General features: G+C 62.8%; 20 protein-coding genes. 10 read left to right on the top strand and 10 right to left on the bottom strand.

Annotation, left to right across the window (positions count from 1 at the left end; all coding sequences use genetic code 11):
• Positions 1 to 35: 35 nt before the first annotated feature.
• Together P3T23_RS05290 and P3T23_RS05285 are read right to left on the bottom strand one after the other, a co-directional pair.
• Positions 36 to 1583 carry an efflux transporter outer membrane subunit gene (locus P3T23_RS05290; protein WP_429315130.1) on the bottom strand — a complete coding sequence of 516 codons (1548 nt, stop codon included), beginning with the start codon at positions 1581 to 1583 and terminating at the stop codon, positions 36 to 38.
• 220 nt (positions 1584 to 1803) lie between these two features.
• Positions 1804 to 2151 carry a hypothetical protein gene (locus tag P3T23_RS05285; protein ID WP_429315129.1) on the bottom strand — a complete coding sequence of 116 codons (348 nt, stop codon included), beginning with the start codon at positions 2149 to 2151 and terminating at the stop codon, positions 1804 to 1806.
• Positions 2152 to 2405: 254 nt separating this feature from the next.
• Here P3T23_RS05285 and P3T23_RS05280 point away from each other — a divergent pair, with 254 nt between their 5' ends.
• Together P3T23_RS05280 and P3T23_RS05275 are read left to right on the top strand one after the other, a co-directional pair.
• On the top strand, positions 2406 to 2930 hold the full coding sequence (locus P3T23_RS05280; RefSeq protein ID WP_429315128.1) for a MarR family winged helix-turn-helix transcriptional regulator: 525 nt from the start codon (positions 2406 to 2408) through the stop codon (positions 2928 to 2930).
• Positions 2931 to 3078: 148 nt separating this feature from the next.
• A complete protein-coding gene (locus tag P3T23_RS05275; RefSeq protein WP_429315127.1) occupies positions 3079 to 4644 on the top strand; it encodes a DHA2 family efflux MFS transporter permease subunit in 1566 nt (521 codons plus the stop codon).
• A 47-nt stretch (positions 4645 to 4691) separates the two neighbouring features.
• Here P3T23_RS05275 and P3T23_RS05270 read toward each other — a convergent pair whose 3' ends face one another.
• From P3T23_RS05270 to ada, 4 genes are all read right to left on the bottom strand, one after another.
• The gene (locus tag P3T23_RS05270; protein ID WP_429315126.1) at positions 4692 to 5189 is read right to left on the bottom strand and encodes a hypothetical protein; all 498 of its coding nucleotides are present in this window, start codon (positions 5187 to 5189) and stop codon (positions 4692 to 4694) included.
• 263 nt (positions 5190 to 5452) lie between these two features.
• Positions 5453 to 7066 carry a glutamate--cysteine ligase gene (gene gshA / locus P3T23_RS05265; protein ID WP_429315125.1) on the bottom strand — a complete coding sequence of 538 codons (1614 nt, stop codon included), beginning with the start codon at positions 7064 to 7066 and terminating at the stop codon, positions 5453 to 5455.
• Between the two features lie 166 nt (positions 7067 to 7232).
• Positions 7233 to 8177: a DNA-3-methyladenine glycosylase family protein gene (locus tag P3T23_RS05260; RefSeq protein ID WP_429315124.1), complete on the bottom strand. Its 945-nt coding sequence runs from the start codon at positions 8175 to 8177 to the stop codon at positions 7233 to 7235.
• A complete protein-coding gene (gene ada / locus P3T23_RS05255) occupies positions 8174 to 9286 on the bottom strand; it encodes a bifunctional DNA-binding transcriptional regulator/O6-methylguanine-DNA methyltransferase Ada (protein WP_429315123.1) in 1113 nt (370 codons plus the stop codon). The genes P3T23_RS05260 and ada overlap by 4 nt, the downstream gene beginning before the upstream one ends.
• Before the next feature lie 450 nt (positions 9287 to 9736).
• Here ada and P3T23_RS05250 point away from each other — a divergent pair, with 450 nt between their 5' ends.
• Positions 9737 to 10162 carry a VOC family protein gene (locus tag P3T23_RS05250; protein WP_429315122.1) on the top strand — a complete coding sequence of 142 codons (426 nt, stop codon included), beginning with the start codon at positions 9737 to 9739 and terminating at the stop codon, positions 10160 to 10162.
• A 55-nt stretch (positions 10163 to 10217) separates the two neighbouring features.
• Here P3T23_RS05250 and P3T23_RS05245 read toward each other — a convergent pair whose 3' ends face one another.
• Together P3T23_RS05245 and P3T23_RS05240 are read right to left on the bottom strand one after the other, a co-directional pair.
• Entirely contained in the window at positions 10218 to 10772 is a 555-nt protein-coding gene (locus P3T23_RS05245) for a YaeQ family protein (protein WP_429315121.1), read from the bottom strand.
• A gap of 56 nt (positions 10773 to 10828) precedes the next feature.
• Complete coding sequence (locus tag P3T23_RS05240; protein WP_429315120.1) at positions 10829 to 11806, bottom strand: LysR family transcriptional regulator; 978 nt, start codon at positions 11804 to 11806, stop codon at positions 10829 to 10831.
• 200 nt (positions 11807 to 12006) lie between these two features.
• On the opposite strand from P3T23_RS05240, the gene P3T23_RS05235 reads away from it, so the two are divergent.
• From P3T23_RS05235 to P3T23_RS05215, 5 genes are all read left to right on the top strand, one after another.
• Positions 12007 to 13479 (top strand): aldehyde dehydrogenase family protein, encoded by a 1473-nt coding sequence (locus P3T23_RS05235; protein WP_429315119.1) that lies wholly within the window; start codon positions 12007 to 12009, stop codon positions 13477 to 13479.
• Between the two features lie 128 nt (positions 13480 to 13607).
• On the top strand, positions 13608 to 14612 hold the full coding sequence (locus P3T23_RS05230) for an arabinose ABC transporter substrate-binding protein (RefSeq protein ID WP_133661436.1): 1005 nt from the start codon (positions 13608 to 13610) through the stop codon (positions 14610 to 14612).
• An 89-nt stretch (positions 14613 to 14701) separates the two neighbouring features.
• Entirely contained in the window at positions 14702 to 16240 is a 1539-nt protein-coding gene (araG, locus tag P3T23_RS05225; RefSeq protein WP_429315118.1) for an L-arabinose ABC transporter ATP-binding protein AraG, read from the top strand.
• Positions 16241 to 16276: 36 nt separating this feature from the next.
• On the top strand, positions 16277 to 17287 hold the full coding sequence (araH, locus tag P3T23_RS05220) for an L-arabinose ABC transporter permease AraH (protein ID WP_429315117.1): 1011 nt from the start codon (positions 16277 to 16279) through the stop codon (positions 17285 to 17287).
• 47 nt (positions 17288 to 17334) lie between these two features.
• Positions 17335 to 19068 carry an IlvD/Edd family dehydratase gene (locus P3T23_RS05215; RefSeq protein ID WP_429315116.1) on the top strand — a complete coding sequence of 578 codons (1734 nt, stop codon included), beginning with the start codon at positions 17335 to 17337 and terminating at the stop codon, positions 19066 to 19068.
• A 205-nt stretch (positions 19069 to 19273) separates the two neighbouring features.
• Here P3T23_RS05215 and sap1 read toward each other — a convergent pair whose 3' ends face one another.
• Positions 19274 to 19615, bottom strand: a complete 342-nt coding sequence (sap1, locus tag P3T23_RS05210; protein WP_429315115.1) for a surface attachment protein Sap1 — start codon at positions 19613 to 19615, stop codon at positions 19274 to 19276.
• 620 nt (positions 19616 to 20235) lie between these two features.
• On the opposite strand from sap1, the gene P3T23_RS05205 reads away from it, so the two are divergent.
• Positions 20236 to 20406 carry a hypothetical protein gene (locus P3T23_RS05205; RefSeq protein ID WP_429315114.1) on the top strand — a complete coding sequence of 57 codons (171 nt, stop codon included), beginning with the start codon at positions 20236 to 20238 and terminating at the stop codon, positions 20404 to 20406.
• Positions 20407 to 20446: 40 nt separating this feature from the next.
• On the top strand, positions 20447 to 20632 hold the full coding sequence (locus tag P3T23_RS05200; protein ID WP_429315113.1) for a hypothetical protein: 186 nt from the start codon (positions 20447 to 20449) through the stop codon (positions 20630 to 20632).
• Positions 20633 to 20818: 186 nt separating this feature from the next.
• Here P3T23_RS05200 and P3T23_RS05195 read toward each other — a convergent pair whose 3' ends face one another.
• On the bottom strand, positions 20819 to 22048 hold the full coding sequence (locus tag P3T23_RS05195; RefSeq protein WP_429315112.1) for a tyrosine-type recombinase/integrase: 1230 nt from the start codon (positions 22046 to 22048) through the stop codon (positions 20819 to 20821).
• Positions 22049 to 22206: the final 158 nt, after the last annotated feature.

The raw sequence follows: 22206 nt of genomic DNA, 5'->3' as shown, positions 1-22206 counted from the left end.
CGGCGGTTACTGCCGCACCACCTCCTGATCCATCGCTATTTCTGCGCGGAGTCCGATTTCTGCGCGACCGTCTGCGGTATGGGCGCCGGCGCGGCGACGTCACCCGTCTCGCGATCCATCTGCGAAGCATCCCAGCCGCCGCCAAGCGCCTTGACAAGCCCCACCGACGACACCATGCGCTGCCCTGCGATGTTCGCGAGTTTCTGCTCCGCGACGAACGCGGTAGTCTGCGCCGTCAGCACGTTGACGTAACCGACTGTGCCGGCCTTGTACTGATTCAGGACAATATCGCGCGCCTGACGCGCCGAATCGACGGCCTGCTGCTGCACGACGATTTCCTGCGCGAGGATGCGCAGTGACGCAAGGTTGTCCTCGACATCCTGGAACGCGGCCAGCACGGTTTGCCGGTAGGCGGCGACGTCCTGGTCGTAGGTCGCGCGGGCGGCGTCGGTCTGCGCCTTGCGCAGGCCGGCATCGAAGATCGTGGCAGCGAGTTGCGGACCGAGCGTCCAGAAGCGCGACGGCGCCGTCAGCAACTGCGAGAGCACCGAGCTTTCGAAACCACCCGTGGCCGACAGCGTCAGTGTCGGAAAAAATGCCGCAATCGCCACGCCGATCTGCTCGTTTGCCGCCGCAGCCTTGCGTTCCGCCGACGCGATATCGGGCCGGCGTTCGAGCAGCGCGGAGGGCAACTGCGCGGGCACAGCCGGCGGCGTGGCAACGAGCGGCGACGGCGGAATCGAGAATGTCGAAGCCGGTTCGCCGACCAGTACCGCAATGGCGTGCTCGTCCTGCGCGCGCGCGACACCGTTCTCGATCGCCGCGGCCTGCGCGGATTGCAGCTGGGTCTGCGCCTGGATCACGTCCGAGCGCGCGACGGTGCCCTGCGCGTACTGATTTTTTGTGAGTTGCAGCGAGCGGGTGTAGGCCTCGACGGTGTCGTCGAGCAGCTTCTGGGTTGCGTCCAGCGAGCGCAATGAAAAGTAGGTCTGCGCGAGTGTCGCCTGCGCGGACAGACGGGCGTTGGCCAGATCCGCGGCAGCGCCTTGCTGGCCAGCCTGCCCGGAGCTGACCGAGCGGCTCACCTTGCCCCACAGGTCCGGCTCCCAGGTGGCGTCGAGGTTGAGGTTATAGCTATTGCCGATCGAGCTTGGACTCGCGCCTGACGTCGAACTCGAGTTGACGTGCGACGACGAGCCCTGCCGTGTCTCGCTTGCAGCCGCGCTGATCACCGGGAAATACGCCGCACGTGCTTCGCCGACGAGCGCGCGCGCCTGCCGGTAAGCGGCGGCGAACTGCGCAACGGTCTGGTTCGACTGGTTGAGCTTGTCCTGGAGCGCGTTCAGTTGGGGATCGTTATAGATGGTCCACCACGCGCCGCGATCGTTCTGGTCGGCTGGCTGCGCAACTTTCCAGCCGTCAGCCGCTTCCTTGTACGACTCGGGGACTGAGACAGCCGGACGCTTGTAGTCGGGGCCCACCGCGCAACCGGCAAGTGCAACTGCTAACGTCGCCGCAGCGGCGGCGAGCGTGAGGGCACGAGGCGCGGCCACGAGCGGGCGCGTGGTGTGTTCAAACAGCATGCAATGAATTCCTTTCGGTCCAGCGTTCGCGCGACGGAATCGCTGCGAACCGCCGGTGCAGGCGGTCACGCAATGTGCGCGATGCCCGTGATGGTAGCGCACGCAATGCGCGCGATACGGAAAACTGAAAGGGTAATGCGATGGATGCGGAAGGTGTGTTACCGACGGTGTCGGGACGGTTACGTCGCGTTACCGTCGGCCGTGCGCGGCGACTGTGCTTCTAGCTGCGAGCGTCGCAACTCTGGCGAGCCTGCTTGCCCGCAGCGGCCCGGCAGGGCGGCGCATCGGCGCGACTCTGGCAACTGGAGATGACGGCTGCCGTGCCTTTGGCCGTTGCCGTGGAGGTCAGCAATGCGACCGGCACAGCGGCGCGTTCGCGTGCGGAGCGGCCGTCGCGACGATTTCCAGCCCATGCGAACAGCAAGACCGCGATCGACCCACCCGGCAAGACAAATATGGCCGCGTACAGCGCCAGCTTCCACCAGCGATGCGGTCCCTGGAAAGGGCGGAGCGCAGAGCCAGTCAGGGAGCGGCCCAGGCCGCCGAGGGTGTTTTTCAGGTACAGCATCGCGGAAATCCTTTTGGCACCGGCGGATGCCGTTGCCGTTCAATCGGTCAGAACATGGTCTCGTGACAGCGCAGATCGCGCGTAACTCATTGCCTGTCATAATATTGACTATGCAATTAAATTTCAAGATACTTCGCGTCATGTCTGATTGACTGTTGTTTTTTGTCGAGGGGTCCGATGCAGAACCAGATTGACTTGCCTGCCCAGGCAGATAAAATTCGGCAACGGCTCCCGATGCCTTCTGGCGATTTCCGATGAGCGATGGCCCTTACGATCCCAACGAGATCCGCCTCGAGGCGAGTCTCGGCTATTACCTCTCCAGAGCGCGCAATGTACTCGCCGAGCGGATGGATCAGGCGGTCGAGCCCCTCGGGCTGACGTCTTCGCAAATTACTGTGATCCTCCTGCTGTCATGCGGCCGGGCGCATACGCCGTATGAGCTGTCGCGAGCCATGTCGTACGACAGCGGTTCGATGACGCGGATGCTCGACCGGCTGGAAAAAAAGGGTTTTATCGTACGAAGCCGTAGCGATGCCGACCGCCGCATGGTCGAGCTCCAGCTGACGCCACAAGGCACGGACGCCGCGAAAGTGTTGCCGGGTATCGGCGCCACGGTGCTGAACGAACAGCTGCGCGGTTTTTCCGACGCGGACCTCGCAACGCTGATCGATTTGCTTGCCCGCTTCATTGCGAACGGCCCGGCCGGTGACTCAGGATGCGGCGAAGTTGCGCTACCCGCGCCACTCGCCGGTTCATCGGCCGCAGACAAGAACGAATAGATACACGGCGCTCCTTGGGCGCCGCAACACAGGCATTTATCTGTCTGGGCAGAAGGTGTCGTAGCATGCAAGATGCATCGTCAGAGTGGGTTTGACGGGCTGACAAGCATGCCGCGGCAAGCTTTCTGCGCGACAAGGAGATCGATACATGACAGCGATGACAACTGCCGACGCCTCCGCCCCACCCGCTGCCCCGGCGCCGCTCGCCGGCGGTACGCTGGCGCTGCTCACCGTGGGTCTTGCGCTCGGCACCTTCATGGAAGTGCTCGATACGTCGATCGCGAACGTCGCGGTGCCGACTATTTCCGGCAGCCTCGGTGTCGCGACGAGCGAAGGCACCTGGGTGATTTCGTCGTATTCGGTGGCGTCGGCGATAGCCGTGCCGCTGACCGGCTGGCTGGCGCGGCGGGTCGGCGAGGTGCGGCTCTTTACGCTGTCGGTGCTGCTCTTTACGGTCGCATCGGCGCTGTGCGGCTTCGCGCAGAACTTCGAATCGCTGATCGCTTTCCGGCTGCTTCAGGGGCTCGTCTCCGGTCCGATGGTGCCGCTTTCGCAGACGATCCTGATGCGCTCATACCCGCCGGAAAAGCGCGGCCTCGCGCTCGGCCTGTGGGCGATGACGGTGATCTGCGCACCGATCTTCGGGCCTGTGATGGGTGGCTGGATCACCGACAACTTCACCTGGCCGTGGATCTTCTACATCAATGTGCCGATCGGCCTCTTTTCGGCGACCTGTGCGTTCCTGCTGCTGCGTGGCCGCGAAACGAAGACCACGAAGCAGCGTATCGACGCAGTCGGTCTTGCGTTGCTCGTGATCGGCGTGTCGTGTCTGCAGATGGTGCTCGACCTCGGCAAGGACCGCGACTGGTTCAACTCGACGTTCATCGTCGTGCTGGCGATCATTGCGGTGGTGTCAATAGCGTTCATGCTCGTCTGGGAAATGACGGAGAAGGAACCGGTCGTCGACCTGTCGCTCTTCAAGGACCGCAACTTCGCGCTCGGCGCGCTGATCATCTCGTTCGGCTTCATGGCGTTTTTCGGCTCGGTGGTGATCTTTCCGCTGTGGCTGCAGACCGTGATGGGCTACACGCCTGGGATCGCCGGCCTCGCGACCGCGCCGGTCGGGCTGCTCGCGCTGGTGCTCTCGCCGTTGATCGGCCGCAACATGCATCGGCTCAACCTGCGGATGGTCGCAAGTTGCGCGTTTCTGGTATTCGCGTTCGTGTCGTTCTGGAACTCGAGCTTCACGCTCGACGTACCCTTCAATCACGTGATCTGGCCGCGGCTGGTGCAGGGGATCGGCGTCGCATGCTTCTTCGTGCCGATGACGACCATCACGCTTTCAAGCGTCCCGGACGAGCGGCTCGCGAGCGCGTCAGGCCTGTCGAACTTTCTGCGGACACTGTCGGGGGCAATCGGCACGGCGATCAGCACGACGTTTTGGGAGAACGACACGATCTATCACCACGCGGTGCTGGCGGAATCGGTGAACGCTTATTCGCAGAACACGACTGCATATCGTGATGCCCTGACGAGTCTCGGCATGTCCGGTTCAGGGGCAACGGCGCAACTGAACGAGATCGTCACGCAGCAGGCCTACATGATGGCGACCAACGACTTCTTCCGGATTTCCTGCCTCGCGTTTCTTGTGCTGGCGGGCCTTGTCTGGATCACGAAGCCGCGCAAAGTCGGCGGTCCGTCCATGGGGCACTAGCCTCGTTCGCCGCCGCGTGCGGTTGCGGGGCGGCGGCGAAGCGCCGGCTACTGGGAGAGAGGCTCGCCTGTCGACGACGGACGGGCCGATTGAGCGCCCGCTGTATCACTGGGGTTCGCTGCAGAAGGAGCGGACACCGGTGACTGCGGTGTAACACCCGCCGTAGTGCCTCTCACGAACTGCTTGAAATCGGCTCCCGCTTGCCATGGATTCGGTTTGCAGCCGAGCGAACTATCGCAGTGCGCGGCGAAGCCGATCGTTGCGGTGCCGTCGCTATTGGGTGTCAGCGTGATCTGGTACGCCAGCGCGCGTTTGCCGCCATCGGGCCCGGCGGTCTGGATCAGCGTATCGCTGACGGTTTGAACCTCATAGGTTGAAACCTGTGTGACCCACGCCTGCGCGCGCTTCCACCACAGATCGCATTGGGCCTTGTTCGCGCAGGTAAGCGGTGCGGTCGCGATCTGCATCGTGTCGGGGTCAACCTGGCCGCGTGTCGAGCACCCCGCGGCCAGCACGCATAGCACAGCCAACAGACCTTTTTTCATCGCGTCGCTCCCTGCCATGGTTGCGCGTCGGGTCCATTTCATCGCGGCCCGATCGTATGTCATGAAAGTTTGACCGATCAAGGCCGACGACGTTTCATGCACACTTTTGATCTACATCACGTCGCGGAGATTTTGCCGATCGACGGCGTGTGGCAGTTGCTGATCGCGTAGCGGTGACCGTGCCAATGAAGGATGGCGCGCCATGCCGAAATGAAAAAGGCAGCATCACGCTGCCCTCTTTCGTACAACGATTGCCTGCAGGATCACACGCTGAAGCGATTCAACGTGTACGCGCGATAGGCAGCGACGAATGCATCGAACGAGCCGACTTCATCGCGCTCGAGCCTCGCCTGCTCTTCGAGCGACTTTGCCGCAAGCTCAGCGAACGCCTGCTGTTCGTCGACGGCCAGCGGACGCGAGCGGAAATGAGCGGCATGCGCTTCGCTCTGCTCGAGGCCGAATTGCAGGAAGCTCTGCTGCCTGTCGCGCATTGTCTCCAGTACGCGTGCCGACGGCGTCAACGATACATCGGCGAGCTTTGCGCGTTGCGTCGCGACGGCACGAGCGTGCGAGTCGTCGCCGTGCAATGCGTCGAGTGTTGCCGCGGCGCTGTCGATCTTCGTGAAGAGTTCGTGGGCCCAGTCGAGCATGGGGATGTCGCGTCCCTCGCGCGTGAGTTCCAGACCCGGCTTGCGCCCTTCCATCGTGACGCGGCCAAAGTTAGCGTTGGCTTCGGCATAGGCAGCCGGCGGCAGCAATGCGCTGTCGTCGAGCGCGCAGACCAGCAGATAGGCATCGAGAAAGCGCGACGTTTCGAGCGAGATTCCGATCGGCTCAAACGGATCGATATCCATGCAGCGCACTTCGACGTACTGCACACCGCGCGCGGCGAGTGCATGCAGCGGACGCTCGCCAGGATAAGTGATCCGCTTTGGCCGGATCGTCGAATAGAACTCGTTTTCGATCTGCAGCACGTTGGTGTTGATCTGCACCCACTCGCCGTCGCGCAGCGTGCCGATCGCCTCGTACGGCGGATAGGGCTGGCTGACCGCTTTTGCGAGTGCATCGAGGTAGCCCGGCAGCGTGTCGTAGTCGGCATGCAGCGCGGCCTGCGCAGTGGTGTTCGAATAGCCGAGATCGCTCATCCGCAGGCTCGTCGCGTGCGGACGATAGAACGTGTCGGCGTCGAAGGTTTCGAGCGTATGTGCACGGTCGCGCAGGAAGCGGCGATCGAGTGCCGGCGATGCGCCGAACAGGTACATCAACAGCCAGTTCGTGCGGCGGAAATTGCGGATCAGTGCAAGGTAGCGTTCCGACTGGAAATCGACGGGGCTCGCCGTGGACTGCTGATCCGCGTGAAGCACGCGCCACACTTCTTCGTTCAGCGAATAGTTGTAGTGAATGCCCGCGATGCATTGCATCGTGCGCCCATAGCGCAGCGCCAGACCGGCGCGGTACACATACTTCAGCTTGCCGATGTTGGACGTGCCGTAGTGCGCGATCGGGATCTCGTCGTCGGCGGGCAAGAGGCCTGGCATCGAGTTGTTCCAGAGAATCTCGTCGCCGAGTTCTGCGTAGACGAAACGATGCAGCTCATCGAGTTTTTCCAGCGTGATGGAGACGTCGTGTTCGGCCGGCGTGATCAGTTCGAGCAACGCTTCCGAATAGTCGGTGGTCAGCGACGGGTGCGTCAGGGCGGAGCCCAGCGCGCGCGGATGCGGCGTCGTCGCGAGCTGGCCATCGTGCGTCACACGCAGGCTTTCCTTTTCGATGCCGCGCAGACCGGCCGTCAGCGCGTCGCGCTGCGGGCCGGATGTCAGCACGGACAGGCGGTGCGAAAAGGCGTCGGTCGTGCGGAGAGGTGTCGTGTTGGGCATTGATGCAGGTCGTGCGCTATCGGCGCTTTGTGCGGCCGACAACGATCGGCGGAATTTTCAGTAGCGGGCACTTTAACATCTCGCCACAACCCCTGCTTGAGGCCGCTTCGGCGGCCGATTCCGCGTCTCCGGGACTACCCTGGGAGCGCCGTTTTCACGACGCCCGTCAACCGCCGCGCGCCCCTCCCGCGCGGTCCGCGACCTCATTCCACAGGTGCATGGCGGCATACGCGCGCCATGGCCGCCATGTGTCCGTGCGTGTGCGTTGCTGGGTTGGACGGACGAGCGCCGGGTCGCGCGCGGCAATCGACTGCATCAGCACCAGGTCCCACGCCGGCCACGCATCGGCATCGCGCCATGCGCGCATCGCGACGTATTCGACCGTCCACGGCCCGATGCCGGGCAACGCGAGCAGCGCGGCACGCAATGCCATCGCGTCGATATCGGCGTCATGGGCGCGGTCGATGGGCACCGCGCCCGAGGCCACCGCCTGCGCAAAGCCCTGCAACGCGGCCACCCGTTTGCCAGGCATGCCGATCTGCGCCAGATCGACGGCAGCCAGTGCCGCCGGCGTCGGAAAGCGCCAGGCGGTGCGCTCGTGCGCATGGCCTTCGATGCGCTGTCCGGCGCGCTGCACGAGCCGGCCGATGATCGTGGTGGCCGCCTTCACGCTGACCTGCTGGCCGACGATTGCCCGGACTACCAGTTCGAAGCCGGACCAGGCGCCCGGCACGCGCAGACCCGGCGCGGCTTCGACGAGCGGCGCAAGCCACGGGTCGCTGGCGAAGTGCGAGCGGATCGCCGCTGGATCGGCGTGCAGGTCGAACATGCGCGCGATGGGCGCGGCGAGCGCCTCGGCATGCCGGCCGACCTCACCTTCGAGCGTGGCGACGATGCAGCGCTTCTTCGGATGCAGACGGACGGTCAGCGTGCCGCTGTCGCCGGCCCACACGATTGCGCGACGGTACGCGCTGTCTTCGACCGCTTCGACGCCCGGTGTCGCGCGTCCCGCGAAGAAACGCAGGATGCGCGGCCAGTCGAAAGGCGGTTTGAACGACAGTTCGAGAGAAGCGACGGACGTTGCGGACGGAATGGGCGTAAGGGTGCTCAAGCGACGTGATCCAGATCGTTGGTTTCTGCAGGCGCAGTGGCTGCAGCGCCCGTGTGGCGAGCTTCAGTGTCGAGCAGCGCTGCCTTGCGCGGCAGGCCCCAGCGGTAGCCCGCGAGCGCACCGCCCTTCTGCACGACACGGTGACACGGAATCGCGAGCGCTAGCGGATTGGTCGCGCAGGCGCTGGCGACAGCACGTACCGCGCGCGGTGAACCGACGGTTTCGGCGATATCGGAATAGCTGCGCGTCTCGCCGTAGGGAATGCGCCGCAAGGCGTCCCAGACCCGCAGTTTGAAGGCGGTGGCGGCGATATCGAGCGGCAGGTCGAAATGCTGGCGTGTACCGTGCAGATAGGCGTCGATCTGCCGGACGAACGGCGCGAGCTCCAGCGGATCGTCGATCAGTTCGGCATTCGCGAATTCGCCGCGCAGGTCGTCGACCAGCCCGGCGACCTCATCACCGAAGGCGATCTTGCAGATGCCCTTGTCCGTCGCCGCGATGAGCACGAAGCCAAGCGACGTCGACGCGCTGGCGTAGCGTACGGTGAGCCCCTCGCCCTTGCGGCGGTAGGCCGACGGCTTCATACCCAGTTCGGCTGGCGCGTTGTCGTACATCCGTGATGGCGAACTGAAGCCCGCGTCAACGGTTGCGCGGGTGACGTCGGTGCCGCGCTGCAGGGCGTCGCGCAGCGCCGCGCCACGCTGCGCGGCCTGATACTCGCGCGGCGACACGCCCGTTACGCGCTTGAACAGTCTCTGCAGATGAAACGGGCTGACGTGCACTGCTTCGCTCAGCTGGGCGAGCGTGAGACGTTGCTGAGGGTCGGCATCGAGTGCCGCGCAGGCGCGGTTCACGATGTCGAGCTCGCGCGGGAGGCCGCCGGGCTGGCAGCGTTTGCAGTCGCGATAACCCGCGGCGCGCGCTTCGTCTGCGGTAACGAAAAATTCGACGTTTTCACGGCGCGGCGGGCGCGATGCGCACGACGGCCGGCAAAACACCCCTGTCGTGCGGACGGCGTAAAAGAACACGCCGTCAGCCTGGGCGTCGCGTTCGGTGAGGGCGGTCCAGCGCTCGGCGTCCGTGGACCAGGTGGGTTGTGTGGCGTTCATGGCGTTCTCGACAGGACGGTTTCGATGGTCCTAATGTAGTCCGCAGAACCTTACAGTACGCTCCGGTTCTTGCTCTGTCATTGGGCCGCCCGGGTTAGCCGGCAATTGCTGGGGTCGAATCCCAGGAGAGTGCGACAAATCGCCATCGCCTCGGGTTTTCCCTTAAAAAGTTATTGCGTCGCACCAACCCGTTGTGTATAGTTGTTCCTGTCTCCTCCATGTCTCCTCCTGATATGGATTCAGCCCGCTCCCTGTGAGCGGGCTTTTTTTCGCCTGCTTACCGGACAACCTCGCATACAGCACCTCGGACAACGGCTGGAAATCGGCAGACAACCAGCATGCAGTCATCCGCCCGAGCCATCCAGCGGCATTAGCGCCCGCCTCGTCTTCCTCCTACACTCGTAGACTGCCCGCCAACGGCATGAAGAACCGGACGAAGGAGGCTTTTCCATGAAGTTTCACATTCGTGAGATCGACCACGTCGTGATCAGGACCGCCGATCTCGATGCGATGACCCGCTTTTACCGCGATGTGCTTGGCTGCAGCGTGGAGAAGGAACAGGCGGATCTCGGACTCACCCAGTTACGCGCCGGGCGCTCGCTGATCGACCTGCTGAAGGTCGGCGGGAAGATCGATCGTCCGGAGAGCGGCGCGCCGGGCGCGGGATGCAATATGGATCATCTGTGCCTGCGCATCGAGCCGTTCGACGCCGACGCGCTCAAGGCGCATCTCACCGCCCACGGGGCGCGGCCTGGCGAGCCGGCATTGCGATACGGTGCGGACGGCTATGGCCCTTCGCTGTATCTGTTCGACCCGGAAGGCAATATGGTCGAACTGAAAGGGCCACCCGAAGCGGCGCGCGAGACGTCCCTGTAGCTGGGGCGCCAAGCCCCGCTGGGTTCCGCTGCGCGCCACTGAGCCGGTGACGCGCTCAAACGCTGGCCGGCGCCTTCAACACGGTCCACTCGATCGGCACCGGATCGGCTTCGGTGCTGCCGAGCCACGCGGCGCCGTCCTGCACCGTGCATTGCAGGCGCATCGTCCGTTCGGCGAGACCGCCAAGGGCCTCGGCGACGCCTTCGCCCAGCGACCAAACCGTCACATTCCGCAGACGCTCGACCTTGCTGCGCACGCCCTGCCACCAGATATCGGAGGTTCGGCCCGCATACGCAATCACGATCACCTCGTTCGCGCGACCGCTCGCCTTCGCGATGCGTCGCTCGTCCGGCTGACCGACGTCGATCCAGGTTTCGATGGCGCCGGTCAGGTCCTTTTGCCAGAGATCGGGCTCATCGGTATCCGACAGCCCCTTGCAGAATTCGAGCCGCTCGTGCGCGAAGAGCGCGAACGCGGCGACGCGGACCATCATCCGCTCGTCGGTTTCAGACGGGTGGCGCGCGATGGTCAGCTGATGGTCGGCATAGTAGTGCCGGTCCATGTTGGCGATCTGGAGTTCCGCCTTGTAAATCGTCGATTTTAGAGCCATGCAGGATCAAGGGCCGCTTCGGCGGCCCTTTCAGAATAAGGGTTAAGCAGCGATTTTCAGGTCGCCGCGGTGGCATCGAACGGCGTGCCGTACACCTCGGCGGCGGCCTCGCGCAGCGCGTCGAGTACCACCGACGCCGCCGGCGAAAGCAGATGCGACTGGCGCGTGATGATACCGAATGCGTCCATCCTGCACGGCAAGTCGATCGGCAGGCGCTTCAGCACGCCGTATTGCTGGTACTGTCGCGCGACCTCGTCAGGCAACACGGCCAACATGTCACTCTGCAAAAGCAGGCTCGAGATCGCCAGAAAATTGTTCGTATTGACCACGTTTTGCGGCGGATTCAGTCCGATCTGCGAAAAGATCATATCGAACCGGTGCCGCAGCACGCTGCCGGGCGGATGCAGCACCCAGCTAGCGTTGACGATGCCGCGCAACGTCAGCCCCGCCTCGCCTTCGAGCGGATGGCCGGGCCGCGCGACCACACATAACGGCTCATCGGCGAGCGGTTCGTAGCGGACCTCCGTCTTTAACTGGTCCTGCCGTTCGAGCACCCGGCCGATCATGATATCCAGTTCGCCCTCCGCCACACGCGGCAGCATCACATCCGATGTTTCGACCTGCACCCAGATCTGCAACTGCGGATAGCGCGCCTTCACGCTGGCTATCGCGCGCGGCGCCATTGTCGCGGCTGCCGTCGCGATCACGCCGATACGCACCTGCCCGGCGAGTCCGGCCCGCAATGCCGATATTTCATCATGCGCGTGACTCAGGTTTGACAGCACCATCCGCGCGTGGCGAATCATCACCTCGCCGTACAGGGTGGCGTGCATGCCGTGCGGCGTCCGGTCGAAGAGACTCACGCCCAGCATGTCCTCCAGTTCCTTCAGCAATCGGGACGCCGCGGGCTGCGTCATGCCGAGCACGTCGGCGGCGCGCCGGACGTTACCCTCTTCCTCCATTGCGGCGAGCAGTAACAGCTGTCGGGTCTTGAGCCGCGCGCGGACGAACCAGTTCGAGTAGCTGCGTGTCATGGATGTCCCGCTCCGTTGTTTCGTGCGGTGATCTGGGGGTGTCGGCAAAAGACCTGGCGGTAAAGGGCCGTACCCGCTGAGCCAGCTTCGATGATGCCATACCAGAAACGATATTGCGATGGCCTAAAAAGGGATTGGAAAGTTATTGCGGCGGCTCATACCATTCGTGAACTTTCACCGGACGGCCGCACTGCGCAGCGATGAATCGCGATCTCCTAGCCCCTCTGTTTCCTCTCGTATCTGGTCCGTTCCGGCACTACATCAATGGTGCCTGGGAAACCGGTGCGACGACGGGGCTCTCGCTGAATCCATCGGATCTCGACAATCCGATCGGCGAATATGCCCGCGCCGACGCCCGGCAGACCGATGCGGCCATCGAGGCTGCAAGCGCCGCGTTTCGTGAGTGGTCACTCGCTTCGATCCAGCGGCGGGCCGACGCACTGGATGCGATCGGCAGTGAGATTCTCGCCCGCAAGGACGAACTTGGCCGCCTGCTGGCGCGCGAGGAAGGCAAGACCCTGCCGGAGGCGATCGCAGAAGCGACGCGCGCCGGCCAGATCTTCAGGTTTTTCGCCGGCGAGGCGCTGCGCATTCCGGGGGAACATCGCGCATCGGTGCGCGCCGGAATCGACATCGACGTGACGCGGGAGCCGGTCGGCGTCATCGGGATCATCGCGCCATGGAATTTCCCGCTCGCAATTCCGGCATGGAAGATTGCACCGGCCCTCGCCTATGGCAACTGCGTCGTGTTCAAGCCGGCCGAAACGGTTCCAGCCTGCGCGGCGGCGCTGGCGGGGATCATCAATCGCGCGGGGTTGCCGGCGGGCGTCTTCAATCTCGTCATGGGCAGCGGCCGGCAGGTCGGCGAACGGATCGTCGCTCACCCGCTCGTGCACGCGATCAGCTTCACGGGCTCGGTCGAGACCGGCACACGTGTGCTGCAGTCGGCGGCCGCGCGGCAGGCCCGCGTGCAACTCGAGATGGGCGGCAAGAACCCGCTCGTCGTGCTGGCGGACGCGAATCTGGAGACCGCCGTCGATGCGGCGCTGAACGGTGCGTTCGTCTCTACCGGACAGCGTTGTACGGCTTCATCGCGGCTGATCGTCGAGCGCGGCGTGTTCGAACCTTTCGTCGACGCGTTGAAGGCGAAGCTTGCGTCGCTTTCCGTCGATCACGCGCTGAAGCACGGCACCGACATCGGGCCGGTCGCCAACGAACAGCAGCTCGCAGTGACGCAGGACTACCTGAACGTCGGTCGCGAAGAAGGCGCGGAACTGGTGGCGGGCGGTCGCCGGCTGGAACGGGCAACGCGCGGCTACTTTCTCGAGCCGGCGCTGTTCATCGGTGAGTCAGCGCAGCGGATCGCACGCGAGGAGATTTTTGGTCCGCTCGCCGTTGTGCTTCCCGCCGACGACTACGAGCACGCACTGCATCTCGCCAACGACACGCCGTTTGGCCTGTGCGCGGGCATCTGTACGCAGTCGCTGAAATACGCGCGGCATTTCCGGCGCCACAGCCAGACCGGCATGGTGATGGTGAATCTGCCAACCGCGGGCATCGACTACCACGTGCCGTTCGGCGGTCGCAAAGGCTCGAGTTACGGACCGCGCGAACAGGGCGCGTATGCCGCGGAGTTCTACACGACGGTCAAGACCGCTTACGTCGCGGGCTGAAGCACGACGCACCATCGGCCATGACGTGGCAAACCTGCGCTGGCGGGCACCCGGATCCGCACGCGCCTGCATCGACCGGCTGCAAAAACACGAAGTACCCGCAGCTTTGATAACTTCAGGAGACACGAATGAATCTCAAGCTTCGCCGTTTGACCCTGTCTGCGATGGCCGCTGCCGCCCTCGCCGCTCCGTTCGCCGCGCATATGTCGGCGCATGCGGACGAGCCGCTGAAAGTCGGCTTCCTCGTGAAGATGCCGGAACAGGCGTGGTTCATCAACGAACAGAAAGCCGCGTCCGCCCTCGGCCAGAAGGAAAACTTCTCGGTGGTGAACATCGGCACGCCCGACGGCGAAAAGGTTCTGGCCGCAATCGACAACCTCGGCGCCCAGGGCGCAAAAGGCTTCGTGATCTGCGCCCCCGACGTGCGCCTCGGACCGGCCATCGAGGCGCGTGCGAAGCGCTACAACATGAAGTTCGTCACCGTCGACGACCAGCTCGTCGACTCCTCCGGCAAGCCGCTGGCGGACGTGCCGCACCTCGGCATGTCGGCCTTCAAGATCGGCAATCAGGTCGGTCAGGCGATCTCCGATGAAATGAAGCGTCGCGGCTGGAAGCCGGAAGAAGTCGGCGCGCTGCGCATCACGAACTACGAACTGCCGACCGCGAAGCTGCGCACCGATGGCGCAACGCAATCGCTGCTGGCAAACGGCTTCAAGAAGGAGAACATCTTCGATGCCCCGCAAAAGACGACCGATGACGAAGGCGGCTTCAACGCGTCGTCGCCGGTGCTCGCGCAGCATCCGAATATCAAGAAGTGGGTGGTCTTCGCGCTGAACGAAGAAAGCGTGCTCGGCGGCGTGCGCGCGACCGAGCAACTGCATATTCCGTCGGCGGATGTGATCGGCGTGGGCATCAACGGCGCGGGCGAAGCGTTCGCCGAATTCCAGAAGAAGGAGCCGACGGGCTTCTACGGAACGATCGCTGTCAGCTCGACGAACCACGGCAAGCAGAGCACGGAAAACCTCATCGAGTGGATCAAGACGGGCAAGCAGCCGCCCGCCGATACGCAGACCACCGGCAAGCTGATGGTGCGCGGCAACTGGCAACAGGTGCGTCAGGAACTCGGCATCTAAAGCGGCACAGGCACGTGTGAGGTGAGCGGTGCGCGGATGGCCATGACTGTCCGCGTGCCGGCTTCACCTCCTCCAGCAAGAGGCATTCGATGACGGCTTTACCACAAGAAGAAGCGGCTGCGGCAACTTCGCCCTCGCCCGCTTCCGGTCCATGGCTGCGGCTCGACGGCATCACGGTGCGCTTTCCGGGCGTGCTCGCGCTCGACCAGGTTTCGCTTGGCGTGCGGTGTGGCGAAGTGCACGGGCTGATGGGAGAAAACGGCGCGGGCAAGTCGACACTGTTAAAGGTGCTGTCGGGCGTCAACCAGCCTGAGTCCGGCACGTTGCGGCTGAATGATGTTGCGCGGCAGTTCACGACGACCAAGGCAGCGATCGAAGCCGGCATCGCGATCATCTATCAGGAACTGCATCTCGTGCCGGAACTGACGGTCGCGGAAAACCTGATGCTGGGTGCCCTGCCGAACCGCTTCGGCGTGCTCGACGAGAAGGCGCTCGTCAAACGTGCGATCCATGAACTCGACCGGCTCGGCGAGAAGATCGATCCGGCGATGCAGGTGAAGCATCTTTCGATCGGCCAGCGGCAGATGATAGAAATCGGCAAGGCGCTGATGCGCGACGCGCGCGTGATTGCGTTCGACGAACCGACGAGTTCGTTGTCGTCGCGCGAAACGGAGCAGTTGTTCCGCATCATCCGCGCGCTGAAAGCGGAAGGCCGCGCCATCATCTACGTCACGCACCGGATGGACGAAGTCTACGAGCTGTGCGATCGCGTGACGGTGTTCCGTGACGGGCGCCGGATCGAGACGTTCGAAGCGGTAGACGGACTCGATCGCGACCAGCTGATCAGCTGCATGGTCGGCCGTTCGATCAGCGACGTGTACGGCTACCGCTCGCGCGAAATGGGCGCGACTCAGCTCGAGGTGAAGGATCTGATGGGTCCGGGTTTGTCGGAGCCGGCTTCGTTCGCGGCGCGGGCCGGCGAGATCGTGGGCTTTTTCGGGCTGGTTGGTGCCGGCCGCTCTGAACTGATGAAGCTCATCTACGGCGCGGTCAGACCGAGCGCCGGCGAGATCACCCTCAAGGGGCGGCGCGTGCGTTTCTCGACGCCGCGCGATGCGGTGCGCGCGGGTGTCGCCTTGTGTCCGGAGGATCGCAAGCAGGAAGGCATCGTGTCGATTGCGTCGGTCTCGGACAACCTGAATATCAGTTGCCGCCGCCACTTCAGCCGCTTCAACGTGCTGAACGGCCGTAAGGAGGCGCAGACGGCGAAGGAATTCATCGCGAAGCTCGCCATCAAGACGCGCAGCGGTGAAACGCCGATCGGCACGCTCTCGGGCGGCAACCAGCAGAAGGTCATCCTGTCGCGCTGGCTCGCGGAAGAAATCGACGTGTTCCTGATGGACGAGCCGACGCGCGGCATCGACGTCGGTGCGCGTAGCGAAATCTACGGCCTGCTGTATGCGTTGGCTGAGGCGGGCCGCACGGTGATCGTCGTGTCCAGCGACCTCGCGGAAGTGATTGGCGTCACCGATCGCGTGCTGGTGATGAAGGAAGGCCGCATCGTCGGCGACCTGCCGAAAGCGCAGGCCACGCCCGATGCGCTGATCAAGCTCGCGCTGCCGCGCTGACGCGCCTTTCGGGCAATCGAATCAGGAACAGACAACATGCAAACACAATCGACCAACTCACCCGTGCCCAATCCGTCGGGCGCCTCCGCGGGCATCGGCGCGCGCGCGGCACGCATGTGGGATCTCATCAACAGGTCCGGCATCGTGATGGTGTTCGTGATCCTGTTCACCGTGCTGTCGTTCACGGTGCCAGGATTCATCAGCTCACGCAATATCCAGGGGCTGCTGCTGTCGGTGACGCTGATCGGCTCGATCTCCGTCACGATGATGTTCGTGCTTGCGCTCGGCGAAGTGGATCTTTCGGTGGCATCGATCGTCGCATTTTCAGGTGTCGTCGCGTCGACGTTGATCACCGCGACCCATAGCGTGCTGTTCGGCGTGCTGGCGGGCGTGCTCGCCGGCGGCGCGGTCGGGCTGGTGAACGGCGTGCTGGTTGCGCGCTACAAGATCAATTCGCTGATCGTCACGCTGGCGATGATGGAGGTCGTGCGCGGCCTGGCATTCATCACGTCGAACGGCGACGCGGTGATGATCTCCGAAGAGCGTTTCTTCGAGCTTGGCGGCGGTTCCTTCCTCGGGATCTCGTATCCGATCTGGAGCAACATCGTCGGCTTCGTGCTGTTCGGCTTCCTGCTGAAAAAGACGGTGTTCGGCAAGAACGTGCTGGCCGTGGGCGGCAACGGCGAAGCGGCGTTGCTGGCGGGTTTGCCCGTCACGCGTATCAAGATCACCGTTTTCATTCTGCAAGGGCTCGTGACCGGCTTTGCGGGCGTGATGCTCGCGTCGCGGATGAGCCTCGGCGATCCGAAGACTTCAGTCGGGCTCGAACTGGGCGTGATTTCGGCGTGCGTGCTCGGCGGCGTGTCGCTCACGGGCGGCGTGGCGACGATTTCCGGCGTTCTCGTCGGTGTGTTGATCATGGGCTCGGTGCAGGACGCGATGAGCCTGATGAACGTGCCGACGTTCTATCAATACCTGATTCGTGGCGGAATCCTGCTGCTAGCGGTACTGTTTGATCAATTCCGGCGCAGCAAGCGTGTGCACTGAGCGATTGACCACGCGCCAGGCATGTAAGACAAAAGACAGGAGTATTCATGGCTGATTCAAGCAAGACCAGTAAGCCGCTACGCAGCCAGGCGTGGTTTGGGCTGAAGGACCGCGATGGATTTCTGCATCGCTCGTGGATGAAGAACCAGGGCATTCCGCACGATGAATTCGACGGACGCCCGGTGATCGGAATCTGCAACACCTGGTCGGAACTTACGCCGTGCAACGCACACTTTCGCGAGCTGGCGGAGTATGTGAAGAAAGGCGTCTACGAGGCCGGCGGCTTTCCGCTGGAGTTTCCGGTGATGTCGCTGGGCGAAACGAATCTGCGCCCGACAGCCATGTTGTTTCGCAATCTCGCGTCGATGGATGTCGAGGAATCAATTCGCGGCAATCCGATGGATGGCGTGATCCTGCTGGTCGGCTGCGACAAGACCACGCCCGCGCTGCTGATGGGCGCGGCGTCGTGCAATCTGCCCGCGTTGGCGGTATCTGGCGGCCCGATGCTGAATGGCCGCTTTCGCGGCAAGAACATCGGCTCCGGCACGGGCGTGTGGCAGATGTCCGAGGAAGTGCGTGCCGGCACGATGACGCAGGAAGAATTCACCGAGGCCGAATCGTGCATGAACCGCTCGCGCGGCCACTGCATGACGATGGGCACCGCTTCGACGATGGCGTCGATGGTCGAATCGCTAGGCATGGGGTTGCCGCACAACGCGGCGATTCCCGCGGTCGATGCGCGGCGTCAGGTGCTGGCGCATCTCGCTGGCCGGCGTATCGTCGACATGGTCCGCGAAGACCTGACGATGGACAAGATCCTCACGCGCGAGGCGTTCGAAAACGCAATCCGCACCAACGCCGCGATCGGTGGCTCGACCAATGCGGTCGTGCATCTGATCGCACTGGCGAAACGGATCGGCGTCGAGCTGTCGCTGGAAGACTGGGAACTGGGTTCGAACGTGCCGTGCCTCGTGAATCTGCAGCCGTCGGGGGAATACCTGATGGAGGACTTCTATTACGCGGGCGGCCTGCCCGCCGTGCTGAAACAGCTTGGCGAACAGGGCCTGCTGCATCGCGATGCGCTGACAGTCAACGGCAGGACGATCTGGGAGAACGTACGCAACGCACCCAATCACGACGAGAAGGTCATCACGACGTTTGCCGAGCCCTTCAAGCCTAAGGCTGGCATTGCGGTGCTCAAGGGCAACCTCGCGCCAAATGGCGCGGTGATCAAGCCGTCGGCGGCCACGGCGAAGCTTTTGAAGCACCGTGGACGCGCGGTGGTATTCGAAAACATCGAAGAGCTGCACGCGAAGGTCGATGACGATTCACTCGATATCGACGAGCACTGCATCATGGTGCTCAAGGGCGCAGGCCCGAAGGGCTATCCGGGTTTCGCTGAAGTGGGCAACATGCCGCTGCCGAAGAAGGTGCTGCAAAAAGGCATCACGGACATGGTCCGCATCTCGGACGGCCGCATGAGCGGCACCGCGTATGGCGCGGTGGTGTTGCATGTGTCGCCGGAAGCAGCGGCAGGCGGCCCGCTCGCACTCGTGAAAACCGGCGACATGATCGAACTCGATGTCGAAGCGCGACGCCTGCATCTCGATGTCTCCGACGAAGAACTCGAGCGCCGTCGAACCGCGTGGCAGGCGCCCGAGCTGCCGAAACGTGGTTATTACAAGCTCTACGTCGAACACGTGCTTCAGGCCGATCAGGGCGCGGATCTCGACTTCCTGGTTGGCTCGAGCGGCGCGCCAGTGCCGCGCGATTCGCATTGATTTGATGTACCTGCGCTAGCGAGAAGGCGTCATGCCGATGCGTGTTCTAAGCGCATCGGCTTTTTTTGCTGGTTACGCCGCGGCAATAGGCGAAAAAATGGCCGGGCAAAAATGCCAGGCCATTTTTTAAACACGCGCATGATCGCCCGTCCATTAAAGGACGGGCATTTCGTTACCCGCTTTTTCTGCGCGAGGCAGAAACCGGTTATTGCTTGATAAAGCGGTCGTTGGTCCAGAGTCCCTGAGTGTCGGCATTGCCGGCATTCACGAACTCGACGTCGTGACCCACGACGCGCACTACACGGAAATTGGCGTTTTCCGGGGTCGAGAGGCACTGATAACCGGAGAAGAATTCCTGCATCTTCTGTTGCTCGCCCGCCTGGGCATGCTGGTCGGCGGCGTCGAATTTATCCTTCGACAGACACCCATACGCATTAGGCCTGAACTGGATCGTCTGCTGCGGCTTGATGACGACATCCTGCGCCTGCGCCGCAGAAACGGCGGCCAGTCCTGCGATTGCGAAAAGAACAGCGATACGCATTTTCATGTTCTGCCTCCGTGCGGGTTTTGCTCAGGTTAGCTATGTATTTAACTTCAAGGGAACACCCGCAACTCTCACTTTAGAAGAACCGGCGCTCGACACAAGCACATCTTGTGTGCGTTCGCAACAGCGGCGAATTGTCGCAGCCGCGACAGGGCGATTTAGGGCCTGCGGATCAGCGTAAACCCATACGATTTTTGACAGTTGAAGAAGCACCCAGGAATTTACGACGCGCTATACCTGGTGTGCTTTAGCGTGAATCTACCGGGTAAATCGATTGTACTAATTAAGTGAATTGCTACGAAATCAACCTGCTTGGTGCACTGCACATAAACTTGTTTGGCAGTCGGGGGGAAAATACGTGGGTATAGGTGTGGATGCAGAATAAAAAGGATGCCTGATCTACGTGATGCAGTTTCCGGGTTAATGGAGCGCGCGTCGGAAGCGGCTAAACCGCGGTCGAAAAGAGATCCGTGCTCATTGCCCTGAGAGGCGCGATGTGTCCATGCGGCATATGAAACCGGTGGCCGGGCATTTCGATAGTGCAGTGAGTGGTTCCCCGCAATGCACGCATTCGCGAGACGCCTACAATGAAATGGCGGACATCTAACGATCTGGAGACTATCGTGATCGAGCACCTGATTCTGGGCGTGTTTCTGGTCGTGCCCTTGCTGATCGTCGCATTCCTTTTCTCAGACGAACTCTGGCAGGAGCATCGACTCCACGAGCATGAACCGGGCCAGCATCCGCGACGGATCGACTGGCGCCATCCGTGGCGCAGCCTCCGGCATCATTGAGCTGACATCGCGCAAGTGCTAAGGCCTCTGGGAGGCGCGCATGGACTTTACCTTTTCGTGGATGGGGTACTTTCTGGCGATCTTCGGCTTGATGGCGCTTAGCCTTGTATTGACGACACTGTGTGGCGGGGAAATCGACCCTTCGTCAGAGGCTTCGGCTGGCAGCCAGCGCGGCCGGCCGGGCTTCTACCGCAGCATCAGCGATTCCGATGGGGAATCTGGGTAGGTTAGCTTCAGTTCCCGCTATCGTTGCCCGAGTGGTTCCAGCATGTAACCTTGTGAGACGATCTAATTTCCTTGTCTGGAAAGGGTTGGATGGGTTTATTGAATGTGCTGTGTACCATAAAAGGTGCACTTGCCGATCGCAAGCCGGGGCGGTGTGATCGCCCTTGTGGGTCACGCGCGGCAAACGTCAGGACGCGTCTCGCGATTGGCCGACAGGCACCTCTCGGACGCCGTCAATCTGTGCTTCCACAAAATCAGCCCATAGCTGCAGCATCCGACGGCGCTCGGAGGCGAACGCCGAGACGTTATTGCCGCCTTTCGTTTCTTTGACGGTATATGCCAGAGCCTTTTCGATCGCGTCGGAAGGCTGGCCCGCTTCGTGTAGATGTGTCGAAGCGGTGCGTCTGAAATCGTGCAAGACGAAATGTTCAAACTCGAGGCCGAGCGCTTTCACGGCCTGATTGAGTGTGCTCCTGCTTATCGGCCGGTCCGCCCCTCTCACCGTCGGGAAAACAAACGTCGGGCTGGCCTTCGTCGCCCGGAGTTCTCGGAGCACGGCCACCGCCTGGCGAGATAAGTAGACCCAGTGTTCGCGGTCGTTCTTCATTCGCGACGCCGGGATTTTCCAGATCGCTGTGTCGAGATCGAATTCGCTCCAGGTCGACTCGATCAGCTCGGTTTTCCTGACCATCGTAAGCACCAGCAGATGCAACGCCAGCTTCAGCGGTCTCCGGATGCCCGATGCGTAGATCGCCCGCAGCATCGAACCGATCTCGCCTCGTGTGAGGACACGGGTACGGCTCTCCGGGGTTGCGATGAATCGGGCCGGGATGACCTGCGCGGGGTTTGTGGTCGCCAGTTGACGTGCGATCAGAAACTCGTAGAGCCGTTTGACCACGTTGCGGGTATGTAGCGCCATCTTCGGTGAGCCCCGGCCCTTGATCCGGTCACATACTGCCAGAACGTCTTCTGCCGTCACGTCGCGGATCAGTTTGTTTCCAATCGCTGGTATTACGTCCTTTTCGAGCGCCCGCTGCGCCGTGCGTTGATATTCCTCGGACTTCTTCACCATTGCAGCGCTCAGGTATAGCTCTGCGGCGTCCCTCAGGACGTCGACGCGCTTCTCGGCGCCGCGGTCCTGCCGTGCGGCGGAAACCGGCGAAACACCCTCAGCGACGATCGCGGCGTACTTCCGCGCTTTCTCGCGCGCAACCCGCAGCGAGATCAGTCGGTAGTCGCCGATGGTGACGGTGGGCTGACGTGCACCGTTGAGGGAATAACGGAAACGCCAGATCTTGTTTCCGGTCGGCATGATCTCAAGAACGAGGCCGTTGCCGTCTGCGATGGAGTAGCGCGTCCGGCGCGGCTCGAGGGCACGTATCTGCGTTTCGGTGAGGGGGACGGCGGCTCTAGGCATTTCTTATCGTTGGTACACGAGACTGGCGGGGTTGGGAATCGCATCGCGCTGTGTACCGAAAAATTCGCGTTCTGCAGGTTCATAACCGCTGCCGGCAGTATAGCAATGGTCAGCTAATTTGCCTTAAAAAGTGGGGGATTGGCGCCCTGGATCGAGTG

This window comes from Paraburkholderia sp. GAS448 (assembly GCF_050435685.1).
GTDB lineage: Bacteria > Pseudomonadota > Gammaproteobacteria > Burkholderiales > Burkholderiaceae > Paraburkholderia.
This window is presented reverse-complemented; position numbering and strand designations above follow the sequence as displayed.

What these genes read in the sequence shown, in the direction of transcription:
- gshA (WP_429315125.1), bottom strand. Translation starts at nt 7,066, where the DNA reads ATGCCCAACACGACACCTCTCCGCACGACCGACGCCTTTTCGCACCGC.
- P3T23_RS05250 (WP_429315122.1), top strand. Translation starts at nt 9,737, where the DNA reads ATGAAGTTTCACATTCGTGAGATCGACCACGTCGTGATCAGGACCGCC.
- P3T23_RS05285 (WP_429315129.1), bottom strand. Translation starts at nt 2,151, where the DNA reads ATGCTGTACCTGAAAAACACCCTCGGCGGCCTGGGCCGCTCCCTGACT.
- P3T23_RS05290 (WP_429315130.1), bottom strand. Translation starts at nt 1,583, where the DNA reads ATGCTGTTTGAACACACCACGCGCCCGCTCGTGGCCGCGCCTCGTGCC.
- ada (WP_429315123.1), bottom strand. Translation starts at nt 9,286, where the DNA reads ATGAACGCCACACAACCCACCTGGTCCACGGACGCCGAGCGCTGGACC.
- P3T23_RS05215 (WP_429315116.1), top strand. Translation starts at nt 17,335, where the DNA reads ATGGCTGATTCAAGCAAGACCAGTAAGCCGCTACGCAGCCAGGCGTGG.
- araH (WP_429315117.1), top strand. Translation starts at nt 16,277, where the DNA reads ATGCAAACACAATCGACCAACTCACCCGTGCCCAATCCGTCGGGCGCC.
- P3T23_RS05245 (WP_429315121.1), bottom strand. Translation starts at nt 10,772, where the DNA reads ATGGCTCTAAAATCGACGATTTACAAGGCGGAACTCCAGATCGCCAAC.
- P3T23_RS05195 (WP_429315112.1), bottom strand. Translation starts at nt 22,048, where the DNA reads ATGCCTAGAGCCGCCGTCCCCCTCACCGAAACGCAGATACGTGCCCTC.
- P3T23_RS05280 (WP_429315128.1), top strand. Translation starts at nt 2,406, where the DNA reads ATGAGCGATGGCCCTTACGATCCCAACGAGATCCGCCTCGAGGCGAGT.
- sap1 (WP_429315115.1), bottom strand. Translation starts at nt 19,615, where the DNA reads ATGAAAATGCGTATCGCTGTTCTTTTCGCAATCGCAGGACTGGCCGCC.
- P3T23_RS05275 (WP_429315127.1), top strand. Translation starts at nt 3,079, where the DNA reads ATGACAGCGATGACAACTGCCGACGCCTCCGCCCCACCCGCTGCCCCG.
- P3T23_RS05200 (WP_429315113.1), top strand. Translation starts at nt 20,447, where the DNA reads ATGGACTTTACCTTTTCGTGGATGGGGTACTTTCTGGCGATCTTCGGC.
- P3T23_RS05240 (WP_429315120.1), bottom strand. Translation starts at nt 11,806, where the DNA reads ATGACACGCAGCTACTCGAACTGGTTCGTCCGCGCGCGGCTCAAGACC.
- araG (WP_429315118.1), top strand. Translation starts at nt 14,702, where the DNA reads ATGACGGCTTTACCACAAGAAGAAGCGGCTGCGGCAACTTCGCCCTCG.
- P3T23_RS05230 (WP_133661436.1), top strand. Translation starts at nt 13,608, where the DNA reads ATGAATCTCAAGCTTCGCCGTTTGACCCTGTCTGCGATGGCCGCTGCC.
- P3T23_RS05270 (WP_429315126.1), bottom strand. Translation starts at nt 5,189, where the DNA reads ATGAAAAAAGGTCTGTTGGCTGTGCTATGCGTGCTGGCCGCGGGGTGC.
- P3T23_RS05235 (WP_429315119.1), top strand. Translation starts at nt 12,007, where the DNA reads ATGAATCGCGATCTCCTAGCCCCTCTGTTTCCTCTCGTATCTGGTCCG.